At 34.4% G+C, this 15130-nt stretch carries 12 protein-coding genes and 2 rRNA genes; 2 read left to right on the forward strand and 12 right to left on the reverse strand.

What is annotated here, in order from left to right; all coding sequences use genetic code 11:
• Positions 1 to 59: 59 nt before the first annotated feature.
• The 10 genes from DPN68_RS12440 to DPN68_RS12490 form a co-directional block, all read right to left on the reverse strand.
• The gene (locus DPN68_RS12440) at positions 60 to 536 is read right to left on the reverse strand and encodes a DUF6428 family protein (protein WP_113989968.1); all 477 of its coding nucleotides are present in this window, start codon (positions 534 to 536) and stop codon (positions 60 to 62) included.
• A gap of 34 nt (positions 537 to 570) precedes the next feature.
• The gene (locus tag DPN68_RS12445; protein ID WP_113989969.1) at positions 571 to 894 is read right to left on the reverse strand and encodes an ArsR/SmtB family transcription factor; all 324 of its coding nucleotides are present in this window, start codon (positions 892 to 894) and stop codon (positions 571 to 573) included.
• 111 nt (positions 895 to 1005) lie between these two features.
• Positions 1006 to 2769: a 30S ribosomal protein S1 gene (gene rpsA / locus DPN68_RS12450; protein WP_113989970.1), complete on the reverse strand. Its 1764-nt coding sequence runs from the start codon at positions 2767 to 2769 to the stop codon at positions 1006 to 1008.
• 172 nt (positions 2770 to 2941) lie between these two features.
• Positions 2942 to 4168, reverse strand: a complete 1227-nt coding sequence (locus DPN68_RS12455) for an MFS transporter (protein ID WP_113989971.1) — start codon at positions 4166 to 4168, stop codon at positions 2942 to 2944.
• 4 nt (positions 4169 to 4172) lie between these two features.
• Positions 4173 to 4862, reverse strand: a complete 690-nt coding sequence (cmk, locus tag DPN68_RS12460; RefSeq protein WP_113989972.1) for a (d)CMP kinase — start codon at positions 4860 to 4862, stop codon at positions 4173 to 4175.
• 356 nt (positions 4863 to 5218) lie between these two features.
• Positions 5219 to 6253 (reverse strand): type IX secretion system protein PorQ, encoded by a 1035-nt coding sequence (gene porQ, locus DPN68_RS12470; RefSeq protein WP_113989974.1) that lies wholly within the window; start codon positions 6251 to 6253, stop codon positions 5219 to 5221.
• Between the two features lie 117 nt (positions 6254 to 6370).
• The gene (gene lon, locus DPN68_RS12475; protein WP_113989975.1) at positions 6371 to 8824 is read right to left on the reverse strand and encodes an endopeptidase La; all 2454 of its coding nucleotides are present in this window, start codon (positions 8822 to 8824) and stop codon (positions 6371 to 6373) included.
• Between the two features lie 167 nt (positions 8825 to 8991).
• On the reverse strand, positions 8992 to 9777 hold the full coding sequence (locus DPN68_RS13270) for a hypothetical protein (RefSeq protein WP_193477877.1): 786 nt from the start codon (positions 9775 to 9777) through the stop codon (positions 8992 to 8994).
• A gap of 33 nt (positions 9778 to 9810) precedes the next feature.
• Positions 9811 to 11097 (reverse strand): MFS transporter, encoded by a 1287-nt coding sequence (locus tag DPN68_RS12485; RefSeq protein ID WP_113989976.1) that lies wholly within the window; start codon positions 11095 to 11097, stop codon positions 9811 to 9813.
• Between the two features lie 61 nt (positions 11098 to 11158).
• Complete coding sequence (locus DPN68_RS12490) at positions 11159 to 11977, reverse strand: M48 family metallopeptidase (protein ID WP_113989977.1); 819 nt, start codon at positions 11975 to 11977, stop codon at positions 11159 to 11161.
• A gap of 153 nt (positions 11978 to 12130) precedes the next feature.
• On the opposite strand from DPN68_RS12490, the gene DPN68_RS12495 reads away from it, so the two are divergent.
• On the forward strand, positions 12131 to 12991 hold the full coding sequence (locus DPN68_RS12495) for an alpha/beta fold hydrolase (RefSeq protein WP_113989978.1): 861 nt from the start codon (positions 12131 to 12133) through the stop codon (positions 12989 to 12991).
• 226 nt (positions 12992 to 13217) lie between these two features.
• On the forward strand, positions 13218 to 13676 hold the full coding sequence (locus DPN68_RS12500) for a hypothetical protein (RefSeq protein ID WP_113989979.1): 459 nt from the start codon (positions 13218 to 13220) through the stop codon (positions 13674 to 13676).
• 197 nt (positions 13677 to 13873) lie between these two features.
• Here DPN68_RS12500 and rrf read toward each other — a convergent pair.
• Together rrf and DPN68_RS12510 are read right to left on the reverse strand one after the other, a co-directional pair.
• Positions 13874 to 13983 (reverse strand): 5S ribosomal RNA (gene rrf, locus DPN68_RS12505).
• Between the two features lie 166 nt (positions 13984 to 14149).
• Positions 14150 to 15130, reverse strand: a 23S ribosomal RNA gene (locus DPN68_RS12510); the annotation flags it as partial.

A 15130-nucleotide genomic window follows, 5' to 3' on the forward strand; every position in this document is an offset into this window, starting at 1 on the left:
TTATAACCACTAAGTTCACAAAGAAGGCAAAAAGGACATTATGAACTTTTATTTAAAATTTAACAACAACCTGATTCTGGTGTACAACAAGACGTTTCTTTTGGTTTCCATTCACCTATTTTAACCTTTGGTTTTTCAGTTGGGATACCGCATTTATCTTTGGCTAAACAATCTGTAAGTTGGGATTCCAATTGAAAATATTCACCATTGAAACCTAAATTAAATTTACCAATAGTATTTGGCATTTGGTATTCCACTTCTATTTCTAAATCAGGCAAAGCCAATGTTTTTTCAGACAACTCAATAATATGTAACAACTTTTCAGGATGCAAACGATGGTCATAATCATTAGCTTCCCATAATTGAAAATTGATTTTTTCTTCTCTTCGAACCGTTCCGCCACAATCAATAAAATGTTTGCTTACGATACCCACTTCGGTAACATGAAAATGGTTGGGAACAAATTCCCCATTAGGCAATTGAAAACCTATAGTAGTCAATTCCTTTAACTTGTTTTTAATTTCTGATAGTTTCATTTTATAGAATGTTTTAATTGTAATTTTTGAAAATTTAACAGCATTTGTTCTTGAGCTTATTGGAAATTCCTCCAAAAAAAGCTTCTAAAAGCGCTATTGTTTCTGAATTTAAACAATAACAAATTGAAGTTCCTTCTATCGTTCCTTGAATAATATTGGCATTTTTCAATTCTTTTAAATGTTGTGAAACCGTTGGTTGCGCCAAAGGCAATTCATTTACAATATCACCACAAATACAAGAATCTACGTTCAATAAATATTCAACAATAGCAATTCTAGCAGGATGTGCCAATGCCTTTAGTAATTGTGCCATTTCATTCTGCTGGTCTGAAAAAAAATCGGATTTAGTTGCTCCCATTACTTATATTTATATATTGCAATATTACGATAAATAGTTGAAATAAAAAAGTAAAGAACAAAAAAAAGTCCTGATAAAAATCAGGACTTAATTATTTACTAGGATTAAGAATTATTCTCCTTTATCCATTCTTGCTTTTAATTCAGCTAAAGCGTCGATATCTCCTAAAGTAGATTTCTCAGCATTGTTATTAGATGAAGTTGAAGTTGCAGCTTCTTTAACTACTTTTTCTTCTTCTTCACGGAAAATAGCTGTGTGAGAAGCTACTACTCTTTTGAATTCTTTATTGAACTCAATTACTTTGAAATCAGCTGTATCACCTTTTTTCAATTTCTTTCCGTCTTCTTTTTCTAAATGACGTGTTGGAATGAAAGCAACGATATCTTCTCCGAATTCAACTGTAGCACCTTTGTCAACAATTTCTCCGATTGTTCCGTTGTGGATAGTTCCAACAGCAAAACCATCTTCGTATTTATCCCAAGGATTAGCAGTAGTTTGTTTGTGACCTAAAGATAATTTACGACCTTCAACGTCTAATTCTAAAACAACTACATCTAATTTATCACCTACGTTTACAAATTCTGATGGGTGTTTAATCTTCTTAGTCCAAGATAAATCAGAGATATATACTAAACCGTCGATTCCTTCTTCTAATTCTACGAAAATTCCGAAGTTTGTGAAGTTTCTAACGATTCCAGTGTGTTTAGAACCTACTGGGTATTTAGCAGTGATATCAGTCCATGGATCTTGCGTCATTTGTTTGATACCTAAAGACATTTTTCTTTCTTCTCTATCAAGAGTTAAAACAACAGCCTCTACTTCGTCACCAATTTTCATGAAATCTTGTGCACTTCTTAAGTGAGTAGACCATGACATTTCAGAAACGTGGATTAAACCTTCAACACCTTCAGCAACTTCGATGAAAGCACCGTAATCAGCTAAAACAACTACTTTACCTTTTACTTTATCACCAATAGTTAATTTAGCATCTAAAGCATCCCATGGATGAGCGTTTAATTGTTTTAAACCTAATTGAATTCTTGTTTTCTCATCATCGAAATCAAGGATTACAACGTTTAATTTTTGGTCTAATTCAAGAACTTCACTTGGGTGATTGATTCTTGACCAAGATAAGTCAGTAATATGGATTAATCCATCTACACCACCTAAATCAATGAACACACCGTAAGAAGTAATGTTTTTAACAACACCTTCTAATACTTGTCCTTTTTCTAATTGACCAATAATTTCTTTTTTCTGTTCTTCAATATCTGCTTCAATAAGCGCTTTATGAGAAACTACTACGTTTTTGAATTCGTGGTTGATTTTCACTACTTTGAATTCCATAGTTTTGTTCACATATTGATCGTAATCACGAATTGGTTTTACATCAATTTGAGAACCTGGTAAGAATGCTTCAATTCCGAAAACATCTACAATCATACCACCTTTAGTTCTACACTTCACGAAACCGTTAACGATTTCACCAGTATCATGAGCAGCGATAACTCTATCCCATGCTTTGATTGTTCTAGCTTTTCTGTGCGATAATACTAATTGACCTGTTCTATCTTCACGAACATCGATAAGTACTTCTACTTTATCACCTACTTTTAAGTTAGGGTTGTAACGAAATTCGTTTAAAGAAATTACACCTTCTGATTTAGCGTTGATATCAACGATAGCGTCTCTATCTGTAATTCTTACTACTACTCCTTCTACTACATCTTGATCATCTGTAGAAATAAAAGTTTTAGATACTAAATCTTCAAACTCTTGTAAGTTTTTTTCATCAACTGGATCGATACCTTCTTGGTAATTGTGCCAGTTAAAACTCGCTAAAAATTCTTCTTGTGTTTTGTTAATTTCAGACATGCTGATTAAAAATTTGTATCCTGCGTTTTTAATGAGTTTCTTATGCAGTTTAAAAACAACAGAAGTTGTTTACATAATTAATTGATTCCTAATGGAAACTCGTCTCTGCCAAAAGGTGTGCAAAGGTACTATTATATTTTTAATTTACAAAAACTTATTAAAATTTAAACACTTACTTTTTGTGTTTTTTATTCCAAAGTAAAAGGAAATATAAAACCACAATGAGAAATAATAGCACTGCAAAAAACAACCAAATTGCCGGCCAATCTTTTGTTGCGTTTGTTGTAAAAAAAGAATCTATCAACAAACCACTTGTAAAACTTCCAAATAAGGCTCCAAAACCATTAACTACCATTACAAAAAATCCTTGCATACTACCACGGTATTCTTTAACCGTGTTTTCATCTAGATAAATAGACCCTGCAATTAAAAAAAAGTTAAATGCCATTCCATAAAAAACACATGACATCAATACCAAAAACAAACTATTTTCAGGCGAAACCAAAGACAGCAAAAGGAATTTTATTGTCCAAGCTATAAAACTTAACAATACAATTATAGGAATTGAAAGTCGCTTCAAAACAAACGGCATCAACAATATAAAAAAGACTTCCGCAATTTGCGAAACCGAAACCACAATGGCAGGATATTTCACCAAAATAGCTTCTGGATTAGAAATAGTAGTTTTGATGTCATGCAAAAATGGATTGGTATAGCCATTGGAAACAATCAATGCGATTCCAAAGAAAAAGGCAAATCCGAAAAAGTAATACACTTCTTTATTAGTAATGGCTTGAAAAATATGGAGTCCAAAGGCTTTTTGGAAAGAAAATGGAGATTTTGGTTTAATTCTTGGCGCTTCAGAAATAAAAAAAGTAACTACAAAAAGTACCAATGAAGCCAAACTCGACAAATAAAATTGGTAAACCGAAGTTTCATTACCTGATAAACTTACTAACCAAAGTGCCAGAATAAATCCAATAGAACCCCAAACTCTAATTTTTGGATAAATCGACTTGACATTGTAATTCTCTTCATTTAATTTGGAATAGCAAAAGCTAACCAACATGGGAATGGATGCCATATATGCAATCATATACAACAACAAAACTAAAAAAAACAAAGTAGGATTTAAAATAGAAGGTAAAAACAACATTAAAAGTGCCGCTGTCAAATGCAACGTCCGATACACTTTCATTAAACTAAAATAGCGGTCAGTTAAATACCCAAAAAAGGCAGGGAATCCAATAGCTGAAATTCCAATAGTAGCATAAATATAACCAAACTGACTGGGCGACCAACCCAATTGAAACAAATAAGAGCCAATGGTTATCAACCAACAACCCCAAATAAAAAACTGTAAAAAATTAAGTAGATTTAATTGGAGTTTTGTATTCATACATTTACCTGTTTACAACATCTTGAACCATTTGCAAAACCAATTCAAATTGCTCTGTTTTACTCATGGAAGAATTATCAATTTCAATAGCACTCGAAGCTTTAACCAAAGGCGAATCTTCACGGTTTGTATCGATATAATCTCGCTCTTGTACATTTTGTAAAACTTCTGCGAAAGTTACGTGTTGGCCTTTTTCTACCAATTCATCAAATCGTCTTTTAGCACGCGTTTCTGCAGAAGCTGTCATGAACAATTTTAATTCCGCATCAGGAAAAACTACCGTTCCAATATCTCTTCCGTCCATTACAATGGCTTTTTCTTTGCCCATTTCTTGTTGTTGCTCTACTAATTTGGCTCTAACTTCTGAAATTTCTGCAATTTTACTCACAAATCTTGACACTTCTAAAGTACGAATTTCTTGCTCCACACAAACGCCATTCAAATACATTTCTGCAAAACCCAATTCCGCATTGAACTGAAAATGCAATTTAACATTGGGCAATGCATTCACAATAGCTTCTTTATCTAAAGCGTTATCAGTTACCCAACCATTTTGCATCATATAATAAGTCACAGCACGATACATAGCGCCGGTATCTACATAAACATAACCTAATTTTGTTGCTAGTTGTTTGGCTAACGTACTTTTTCCTGTTGACGAAAATCCGTCTATTGCTATGGTAATTTTTTTCATTTTTAATTTCTTCAAGTAAACACACTATTTATTTATATATGTAGCTATATTTTGTGTATTCAAACTTTTAATTGTTATGAATTTATCCATAAAATATCTGTTTCGATATTCTACAATTAAATAAATTGGTTCATTATTAAAAAAAATTGTATCATTTTTTACATCCATATTCTTAAAAGAAATTACATCTCCAAAATCATTTGAACTCTTTTGATAGATTTTCCATGTTGAATTTTGTAAATCACTTTTATCAAATTTACAAGAAATCATAGAATAACATAAAAATAGAAAAAATAAAACTCTCATATTTTGTTCGGTTTTTAAACTTTCAAATTTTACTATTCTTTTTAAATGCATTAATAACCTCTATCTCTATCCAAATCAATCATCAACCCAAACAAACTAGTATTTGCTGCCACTGTATATCGAGAATAAGAATAATCAAATTTTACTTTTCCAAAACGAATACCAACACCAACTGAAATTCCAGAGAAATTTCTTTGGTCCACAATTCGCAATTCTTCACCTCTTCTGAAATTATATCCCAATCGTAAATTAAACCCTTTTTCTGGAAATAATTCGGCACCAACAATTACATGACGCAATGCATTATTAAAAAAGGACACTTTTTCTTCGTTTGAGTTACCGTCTAATGTTCCTTCTGCTCTATTGGGATTTGAAAAGGCAATATTCCATTGTTGCAAGTTTTCCAATGTCAAGTGCCAACGAATCGGAACATGTTCCATCAATTGCGAAATTCCAGCATCAATTGACAATGGTAATTTCTCATTCACATTATCATAAGGTTTGATTTGAAACCCAAGATTTCGAATGGAAATGGCATAATTGATATCATTCTTGTCATCAATATATAAAAACCCAATATCCGTTGCGGCTCCCCAAGAATTATAAGTTTCTAAGGTTGAAGAAATTAATTTTACATTAGCACCCAAATACATATTAGTCCAAGGAATATTATAAGCATAACCTAATGATAAAGCTGTTTCGCTTCCTGTAAAATCGGATGTTAAATTACCCATTTCATCTCTTCCTTCGAAAGTTCCGTAATTGATATAACTTACTCCTGCGTGAAAGGTTTGTACATGTCTATCCCAAGTGTAAGCATAAGCAGCTGTTCCATAAGAAACTTCACCGAAATAACTACCATAATTAACCGAAAGTCGGTTGCTCATTTCTTGATTAATAGTAGCTGGATTATAAAAAGCTTGATTGACATCAAAGTCAACAACCGTAAGGACTTTTCCGCCCAAAGCCGCTTGACGAGGCGATTGTGCTAAGTTCAAAAATTGGTATACGTACTTACCTCCTATTTGTCCAAAATGAGTAGTGGTAACGAATAACAGAAAAAGTACTACAAGTTTTCTTAGCATTTTTAAATAAGTGTCAAAGCTATAACGCTGATGCGAAGATAAAATTATATCATCTATATTAAAAACAAATTCCGACTAATTTACATTAGCCGGAATTCTATTTACGATTAAAAACGCTTAGTTCAGTTTTTTTGCGTCTTTTACTTTCTGATTTAAAACTGCAATTTCAATTACTTCGCTCATTTTATCTACATAATGAAATTTCAATCCTTTCAAATATTCAGGTTTGATTTCCTCTATATCACGTTTGTTTTCATGACACAAAATAATTTCTTTAATATTGGCTCTTTTGGCAGCCAGAATTTTTTCTTTAATCCCACCAACAGGCAATACTTTACCACGCAACGTAATTTCACCAGTCATTGCCAAATGTTTCTTCACTTTCTTTTGTGTAAAAGTAGAAACCATCGAAGTTAGCATGGCAATTCCAGCACTTGGTCCATCTTTTGGTGTAGCACCTTCTGGCACGTGAATGTGAATATTATTGGTCGATAAAACTTCAGCATCAATTCCTAATTTTTCCGAATTTGATTTAATATATTCCAAAGCAATAGTAACCGATTCTTTCATAACAGTTCCTAAATTTCCTGTCATGGTCATGTTTCCTTTTCCTTTGGAAATAGTAGATTCTATAAATAAAATATCACCACCAACCGATGTCCAAGCCAAACCAGTAACCACTCCAGCCACATCATTATCTTCATATTTATCGCGCTCCATTCTTGGTGCTTTCAAAATAGAAACAATGTCTTCATCCGAAACTTTTACATTATACGGTTCTTCCATCGCAATTGATTTTGCTGCATGACGAACCAATTGGGCAATTTTTTTCTCTAAACCACGAACACCCGATTCTCTTGTATAACCTACAACTACTTTTTCAAGCTGTTTTTTACCAATTTGCAAATGTTCTTCAGTTAAACCGTGTTCTTTCAATTGCTTTGGCACCAAATGTCTTCTAGCGATTTCAACCTTTTCTTCAATCGTATAACCCGACATATTGATGATTTCCATTCTATCGCGAAGTGCGGGTTGAATGCTCGACAAACTATTGGAAGTTGCCACAAACATCACTTTTGATAAATCAAATCCAATTTCTAAAAAATTATCATGAAACTCCGAATTTTGCTCAGGATCCAAAACTTCTAACAAAGCAGACGACGGATCACCATTAAAGCTACTCGATAGTTTATCAATTTCGTCCAATACAAAAACAGGATTAGACGTTTTCGCTTTTTTAATACTTTGAATAATTCTTCCTGGCATAGCACCAATATAAGTTTTTCTATGACCACGAATTTCCGCTTCATCACGCATTCCTCCCAACGAAACGCGAACATATTCTCTTCCCAAAGCTTCTGCAATAGACTTTCCAATGGAAGTTTTACCAACACCAGGAGGTCCGTACAAACACAAAATAGGTGATTTCATGTCGTTTCGCAATTTAAGAACTGCCAAATGTTCGATGATACGTTGCTTCACATCTTCCAATCCGAAATGGTCGCGATCTAAGATTTTTTGGGCACGTTTTAAATCAAATTTATCTTTGGTATATTCGTTCCAAGGCAATTCTAAAAACAGTTCAATATAATTGCGTTGCACCCCAAAATCAGGTGAATTGGGATTGGTACGTTGTAATTTAGAAACCTCTTTTTCAAAATGTTGGGCTACTTTATCATCCCATTTTTTGGTTTTCGCTTTCTGACGCATTTCTTCAATTTCAGCTTCATACGAAACGCCGCCCAATTCTTCTTGAATGGTTTTCATTTGTTGCTGCAAGAAATATTCGCGCTGTTGCTGGTCTAAATCGAAACGAACTTTGGATTGAATATCGTTTTTCAATTCCAATTTTTGCATTTCTAAATTCATGAAACGCAAAGTTTCTAACGCTCTATCTTTCAAATTATTAATCGAAAGTAATCCTTGTTTGTCTTCCACCGATAAATTCATATTGGAAGAAACAAAGTTGATTAAGAACGGTGAACTTTCAATGTTTTTAATGGCAAAAGTAGCTTCCGTTGGAATATTCGGACTCTCTTTAATTATTTCGATAGCTAAATCTTTGATAGACTCGACAATAGTATGAAACTCAACATCTTTTTTCTCAGGACGAATTTCTTCAAATTCCTTTACAGTCGCTTTCAAATACGGTTCTTCTTGCGTAAAGGCATCAATTTCAAAGCGTTTTTTTCCTTGAAGAATTACGGTAATATTACCATCAGGCATTTTTAGTACGCGGATTATTTGGGCAACAGTACCAATGTGATGCACATCAGCTGGCGTAGGTTCTTCTACACTTTCATCAATTTGAGAAACTACACCAATTACTTTTCCAGCGGCATTGGCATCGTTAATCAATTTTATAGATTTATCTCTTCCAGCAGTAATTGGAATAACTACTCCAGGGAAAAGAACCGTATTTCGTAAAGGTAAAATAGGTAAATCGCCTGGTAAGGCTTCATTATTCATTTCTTCTTCATCTTCTGGCGTCAATAACGGAATTAATTCAGCATCCGATTGAATCTCTTGAAGTGACAGATTGTCTAGTGTAAGTATTTTTTGATTTGGCATATTTTAAAATAAGTCATTTTGTCATTAATTCAATTCACAAATGTATTGGATTTTATTCAAAACACTGATTAACAACATCATAAATAAATCCTAATAAATTGGAACTAATTAAGTTCAAGATTTATGCCATAAAAAAATCCCGAAGGTTAGTTCGGGATTATGTTCATCTAGAAAAGTGTATAATCTACTAAAATAGATATATAATTGACCCCTGCTGAGTTTGTTGTTGACTTAATTGGACCAACACCTTTAGCATACCACGCTTCAGTAATTACTTCAGTTGGTGGAATACCTGCAGAAGATACTGTTTGATTCATTCTTACTTTAATTACATTGTTATATGTTACTCCATCCACAACTTCGGTAACATTTTTAGCTAAGATAGTCCCTGTGTAAGTTGTATTCATAGTTATGGTAGCAATACCTGGATATGTAGTAGTTTGAGAATAAGTACCATTCCAAGTTTGTCCAACATTTAAATTATCTTTTAAAATGATATATTCATAACCCGTTTGAGTTCCTGTCATTCCACCAGCATTGATATTGATATCATCGGTCTTCAATTTATATACACCATTACTCTTGTTCAACCAATTAGTTGCACTTCCAGAAGATGATGTTCCTGAACCGGATTGTGGAGCAAATTTATAGTATAAGGCACCACTAAAAGTTCCTGTACCAACAATTTTAATTGGATCAAGTAATACACCATCACGTTCCATATGCCAAACATTATTAATTGCTGTTGGCCAATAATCAGCTGTTGTTGAACCAGTTCCTCCTGTATTACCACCTCCTGTATTACCACCTCCTGTACCACCACCAGTATTACCGCCTCCTGTATTTCCATTATCAGAACTTAATAAAGCTGGATCTAGGGGTTCAACATTATCACATGAAACAAAAGTAATTGACATAAATAGCATTATCGCTACATAAAATATATTTTTCATTTTTTAATATTTTTTCCAAATATATGCAATAATTTATTTTTTCACCCTTGATAGTAAAAAAAATCCTACCACAAAAAACACAATTAAAAACAAAATAGCGTTTTGAGCTTTTCCTGTAATATCAGTGATGTAGCCATATAAAAACATGCCAATCACTATTCCAATTTTTTCAGCTACATCATAAAAACTAAAAAAGGAAGTGGTATCAACAGTATTTTCAGGAATTAATTTGGAATACGTAGAACGTGAAAGCGATTGAATCCCACCCATTACTAATCCAACCGAAGCGGCTGCAATATAAAAATCATTGGGAGTAACCACAAAATAAGCATAGGCACAGATGATAATCCATAAAAAATTAATGAACATCAATACTTTTATATTTCCAAATGCTGCAGAAGCTTTTGATGTAGCCCAAGCGCCAAAAACAGCAATAATTTGTATCAGTAAAATACTCAAAATTAATCCAGTTGTTCTATTGGCATCACTTCCCCAAGCTACTTCCTTTTCACCAAAATAAGCAGCAATAATCATCACCGTTTGCACCGCCATACTGTAAACAAAGAACGCTCCTAAATAACGTTTCAGTGATTGCAATTCTTTAATTTGGCGCCAAACTTTTCGTAATTCTTTAAAACCGTTGAAGATGATATTTTTTTGGAGCTTATTTCCGTTTTTGGTGTCTGGCAAATAATAATAGGTATATTGACTAAATCCTATCCACCAAATACCAACCAATAAAAAGGAATAACGCATCATTTGTAGTTTATGTTCGTCTGGCACTAACATTACCATAGCTAAATTAATTAGCAATAAAACTACGCTTCCAATGTATCCCAATCCATAGCCTTTGGCACTGATTCGATCTTGTTGCTCAGGATAAGCTATATCAGGTAAATAGGAATTATAAAAAACCAAACTTCCCCAAAAACCAATCAAAGCCGTCATATAAGTTATAAGTCCGAAATAAATATTTTCCAATTGAAAAAAGAACAGCAACATACAAGAAATGGCGCCCATATAACAGAAAAATTTCAAGAAAAACTTCTTATTTCCCATGTAATCGGCAATTCCGGATAATAAAGGAGAAAGTATCGCAATAATTATAAAACCTAAAGCTGTAGTATAACTTATTATAGATTCACTACGAATATCGAAACCAAATAACACAATAGAATCAATTCCTTTAGCACGAAACAACGCACCATAATACAACGGAAAAATAGACGATGAAATAACCAACGCATACACCGAATTAGCCCAGTCATAAAACGCCCAAGCATTTAAAAGTTTTGCACTTCCTTTTTCTAAATTAGCCATAGAATAAAATAAAAAAGCTGCCCTTAATTGAGCAGCTTCGAAGATATAACTTTTTTACAAATTACTTAAACACCACACCAAATTTTGCAGCTTCCGCTTTTGCTTGTGGAACTAAAGCCGTCAAATCTTTTATACGCGATTCATTACTTGGATGCGTACTCAAAATTTCTGGTGGCGCTTGACCCCCAGAAGCTGCCGACATACGTTCCCAAACATAAACCGCATTAATTGGATCATAGCCTGCAATAGCCATTAAGATTAATCCAATTCTGTCGGCTTCTGTTTCGTGCTTTCTGCTAAACGGTAACATTCCACCTACTTGAGAACCAACTCCGTAAGCTTGCATAATCAAAGCTTGTGTTTGCGGATCTTTATTCCCAACTGCTACTTGTGTTCCCACAGCTCCCAATTGTTGAATTAAACCAGCACTCATTCGTTGTTGACCATGATTCGCTAAAGCATGTGCAACCTCATGACCCATTACCGCTGCAATACCTGCATCATCTTTACAAATTGGTAAAATACCCGTATAAAAAACGATTTTTCCTCCTGGCATACACCAAGCATTCACTTCTTTACTATCAACCAATTTATATTCCCATTCATAACCTTGTAAATACTCTGAATGCCCATTCGCATTTAACCAACGCTCCGATGCCGTTTTAATTTTCATTCCAATGGTCTCAATACGTTTTGCATCAGCCGTTCCTGTAATTACTTTATTTTCAGACAAAAACTGATTGTATTGTTGAAAAGCAGTTGGAAAAATCTGACTGTTTGGCACCAAAGCCATAGTACGTTCACCAGTAAATGGATTTTTAGCACAGCTAAATACCAACGCTAGTAAAATAATTGATAAAAATTTTGACTTGTTATTCATAAACGAATTGTTTTTATTGGTACAAATTTACTCATTATTCAACAATCTAAATTACATTATAATTAACTTTAATTACATTTTAAGAAACTTTTTAAGAAAAGATTAATAGTCACATACAGTAAATAAAGGTAATTTAGCCTAAAAATTACAACCATGCCTTCTTTAAAAAGAACAAAAAACGTTTCCGAAATTCCTGTAGGAATAAAATATACTGCCAAAGCCTTACAAGCAATTTCAACAACACTTACGGTAGCTTTTGCTAAAACCTTATTTACAACACCAATTAAATACAAACTACCCAAACGCGAAAGCGAAATGGATAAAAATTCTACTCAAGAATTCTTACACATTCCATCAATCGACAAAAAAATAATGACGTATTCCTATGGAAATGCACCAAAAAAAGTGCTATTAGTTCACGGTTGGAGCGGTCGCGGCACACAATTGGTAAAAATTGCAGATAAAATGCTTGAAATGGGTTACAGTACCATCAGTTTCGACGCACCAGCACACGGAAAGTCACCAGGCAAACAAACCTTAATGATAGAATTCATAGCAAGTATCTTAGAAATTAATAAAAAATATGGTCCATTTGAATTTGCTATTGGACACTCTTTGGGAAGTATGTCTATACTCAACGCAGTAAAACAAGGGCTTCAAGTAAAAAAATTAGTTTTAGTAGGAAGTGGCGACAGTGTAAACGACATTGTATCCGATTTCATAAAAAAGCTAGAATTAAAACCACTAATAGGAGAAAAAATGAAAGCCATCTTCAAGAAAAAATACAACGAAGAAATGGAGAATTACTCCTCTTATAAAGCAGCCGAAAATATTAGCATTCCAGTCTTAGTCATACACGACAAAGACGATGAAGACGTTCCTTATACCGCAGGAGAAAACATTCATAAACACTTAAAAAACAGCCAATTAATTATTACCAAAGAATTAGGACACCGTAAAATTCTAGGCGATAAAAAAGTAATTCAAAAAATAGCCAACTTTTTAAAAGAGTAATAATAACATCCAACTTCACAAGAATTAGATTTTTTTTTGGACGTTCCTGTTTGCTTCGTACCTCGCAATTACAGGTCGGGCTATCCGCACTCGCTTTACTTAAAATCCTTAGAAATTTTAAGTAAGAGCTCAAACAAATACTCCTATCCCTAACGCAGAAGAGGTTTTCAGTAGAAATTATTGGAAAATAATTAATTTTGTTAAAGGCTCAATAATAGGCAAAAATATGGATAAAAAAATTAAAAAAATTATACAAGATTTGGAATTCAATACTAGTTTAGAGTATTCTAAAGATTGTATTTATATTCTCAATCATAATGAGATAATGCTTGATGATGAAATCATTTTAGATAAAGAAGATGCAGAACGTTTTTACTTAGAAAGATTTAAAATGCAGTCATTTTTATTAGATGAAAAATCAAAAATTATCAAAAAAGAATTTCTTGACTATTTAGAAAAACTTAATCAACAAGACAAAATCATTATAATTGAATTAACAGATAAAGACCATTGTTATCAAATTATAAAAAGTAATGAAAGAGATATTATATTCTATATTCTGAAAGGTTTTAACAATCTCAAGAAAAAAAAGGAATATATCAATTCAATTAATAAGTATTCTAGCTTCCATTCCATTGGAATTTCTTACTACATTAAAGGTGATTTAATAAAACATTACAAGTAAAAACGATAGCGCGATTGCCCCACTAATGTTCAAAAAAACAAAACAACTTCCCATTGAAATACACTAACATTAGCCTTTCATAAAGACAAAAAAAACAAAAAACCACCCTAATCCAGATGGTTTTTACCACTCAGTCCCTTCGGGACGGCATATAGGTAACAAAAAAGCCCTATCAGTTATGATAGGGCTTTTCAAAAGAAAGGCGGCGACATACTCTCCCACAGTCATGCAGTACCATCTGCGCAGGCGGGCTTAACTACTCTGTTCGGAATGGGAAGAGGTGAGCCCCGCCGCAATAACCACCTTAAGTTTTTAAGGCAATAGGCATTAGCCATAAGGCATCAGCTTTTTTGCTCGGGTCAACTAAACTATTGGCTATTGCCTTTTGCCTAGTGACTAATATCTTAACATACTGAGATAAGTAAATATTTAGTAGAAAGTTCTCGTCTGCCGATTTCTCGGCAGACAATCTTGCAGATAAGCTTACGGGTTATTAGTACTACTCGACTATGACATTACTGCCTTTACATCTGTAGCCTATCAACGTGGTCATCTTCCACGACCCTTAAAAGAAATCTCATCTTGTGGTGGGTTTCGCGCTTATATGCTTTCAGCGCTTATCCCTTCCCGACGTAGCTACTCTGCGATGCTCCTGGCGGAACAACAGATACACCAGCGGTCAGTCCAATTCGGTCCTCTCGTACTAGAATCAGATCCACTCAAATTTCTAACGCCCGCAGTAGATAGAGACCGAACTGTCTCACGACGTTCTGAACCCAGCTCGCGTGCCACTTTAATGGGCGAACAGCCCAACCCTTGGGACCTTCTCCAGCCCCAGGATGTGACGAGCCGACATCGAGGTGCCAAACCCCCCCGTCGATATGAGCTCTTGGGGGAGATCAGCCTGTTATCCCCGGCGTACCTTTTATCCTTTGAGCGATGGCCCTTCCATGCGGAACCACCGGATCACTATGCTCTACTTTCGTACCTGATCGACCTGTATGTCTCTCAGTCAAGCTCCCTTATGCCATTGCACTCTACGCACGGTTACCAAGCGTGCTGAGGGAACCTTTAGAAGCCTCCGTTACTCTTTTGGAGGCGACCACCCCAGTCAAACTACCCACCAAACAATGTCCCCCACAATCGCGGGGTTAGGCCTCAGACAAGCAAAGGGTGGTATTTCAACAATGACTCCACAGATCCTAGCGAACCCACTTCAAAGTCTCCCACCTATCCTACACATCACGTGTCCAAGGTCAATATTAAGCTATAGTAAAGGTGCACAGGGTCTTTTCGTCCCACTGCGGGTAATCGGCATCTTCACCGATACTACAATTTCACCGAGCTCATGGCTGAGACAGTGTCCAGATCGTTACACCATTCGTGCAGGTCGGAACTTACCCGACAAGGAATTTCGCTACCTTAGGACCGTTATAGTTACGGCCGCCGTTTAC

The organism is Flavobacterium tibetense (genome assembly GCF_003293845.1).
GTDB lineage: Bacteria > Bacteroidota > Bacteroidia > Flavobacteriales > Flavobacteriaceae > Flavobacterium > Flavobacterium tibetense.

Bases quoted from the DNA above. Each gene is read 5' to 3' on its own strand.
- DPN68_RS12440 (WP_113989968.1), bottom strand. From the start codon at position 536: ATGAAACTATCAGAAATTAAAAACAAGTTAAAGGAATTGACTACTATA.
- DPN68_RS12445 (WP_113989969.1), bottom strand. From the start codon at position 894: ATGGGAGCAACTAAATCCGATTTTTTTTCAGACCAGCAGAATGAAATG.
- rpsA (WP_113989970.1), bottom strand. From the start codon at position 2,769: ATGTCTGAAATTAACAAAACACAAGAAGAATTTTTAGCGAGTTTTAAC.
- DPN68_RS12455 (WP_113989971.1), bottom strand. From the start codon at position 4,168: ATGAATACAAAACTCCAATTAAATCTACTTAATTTTTTACAGTTTTTT.
- cmk (WP_113989972.1), bottom strand. From the start codon at position 4,862: ATGAAAAAAATTACCATAGCAATAGACGGATTTTCGTCAACAGGAAAA.
- porQ (WP_113989974.1), bottom strand. From the start codon at position 6,253: ATGCTAAGAAAACTTGTAGTACTTTTTCTGTTATTCGTTACCACTACT.
- lon (WP_113989975.1), bottom strand. From the start codon at position 8,824: ATGCCAAATCAAAAAATACTTACACTAGACAATCTGTCACTTCAAGAG.
- DPN68_RS13270 (WP_193477877.1), bottom strand. From the start codon at position 9,777: ATGAAAAATATATTTTATGTAGCGATAATGCTATTTATGTCAATTACT.
- DPN68_RS12485 (WP_113989976.1), bottom strand. From the start codon at position 11,097: ATGGCTAATTTAGAAAAAGGAAGTGCAAAACTTTTAAATGCTTGGGCG.
- DPN68_RS12490 (WP_113989977.1), bottom strand. From the start codon at position 11,977: ATGAATAACAAGTCAAAATTTTTATCAATTATTTTACTAGCGTTGGTA.
- DPN68_RS12495 (WP_113989978.1), top strand. From the start codon at position 12,131: ATGCCTTCTTTAAAAAGAACAAAAAACGTTTCCGAAATTCCTGTAGGA.
- DPN68_RS12500 (WP_113989979.1), top strand. From the start codon at position 13,218: ATGGATAAAAAAATTAAAAAAATTATACAAGATTTGGAATTCAATACT.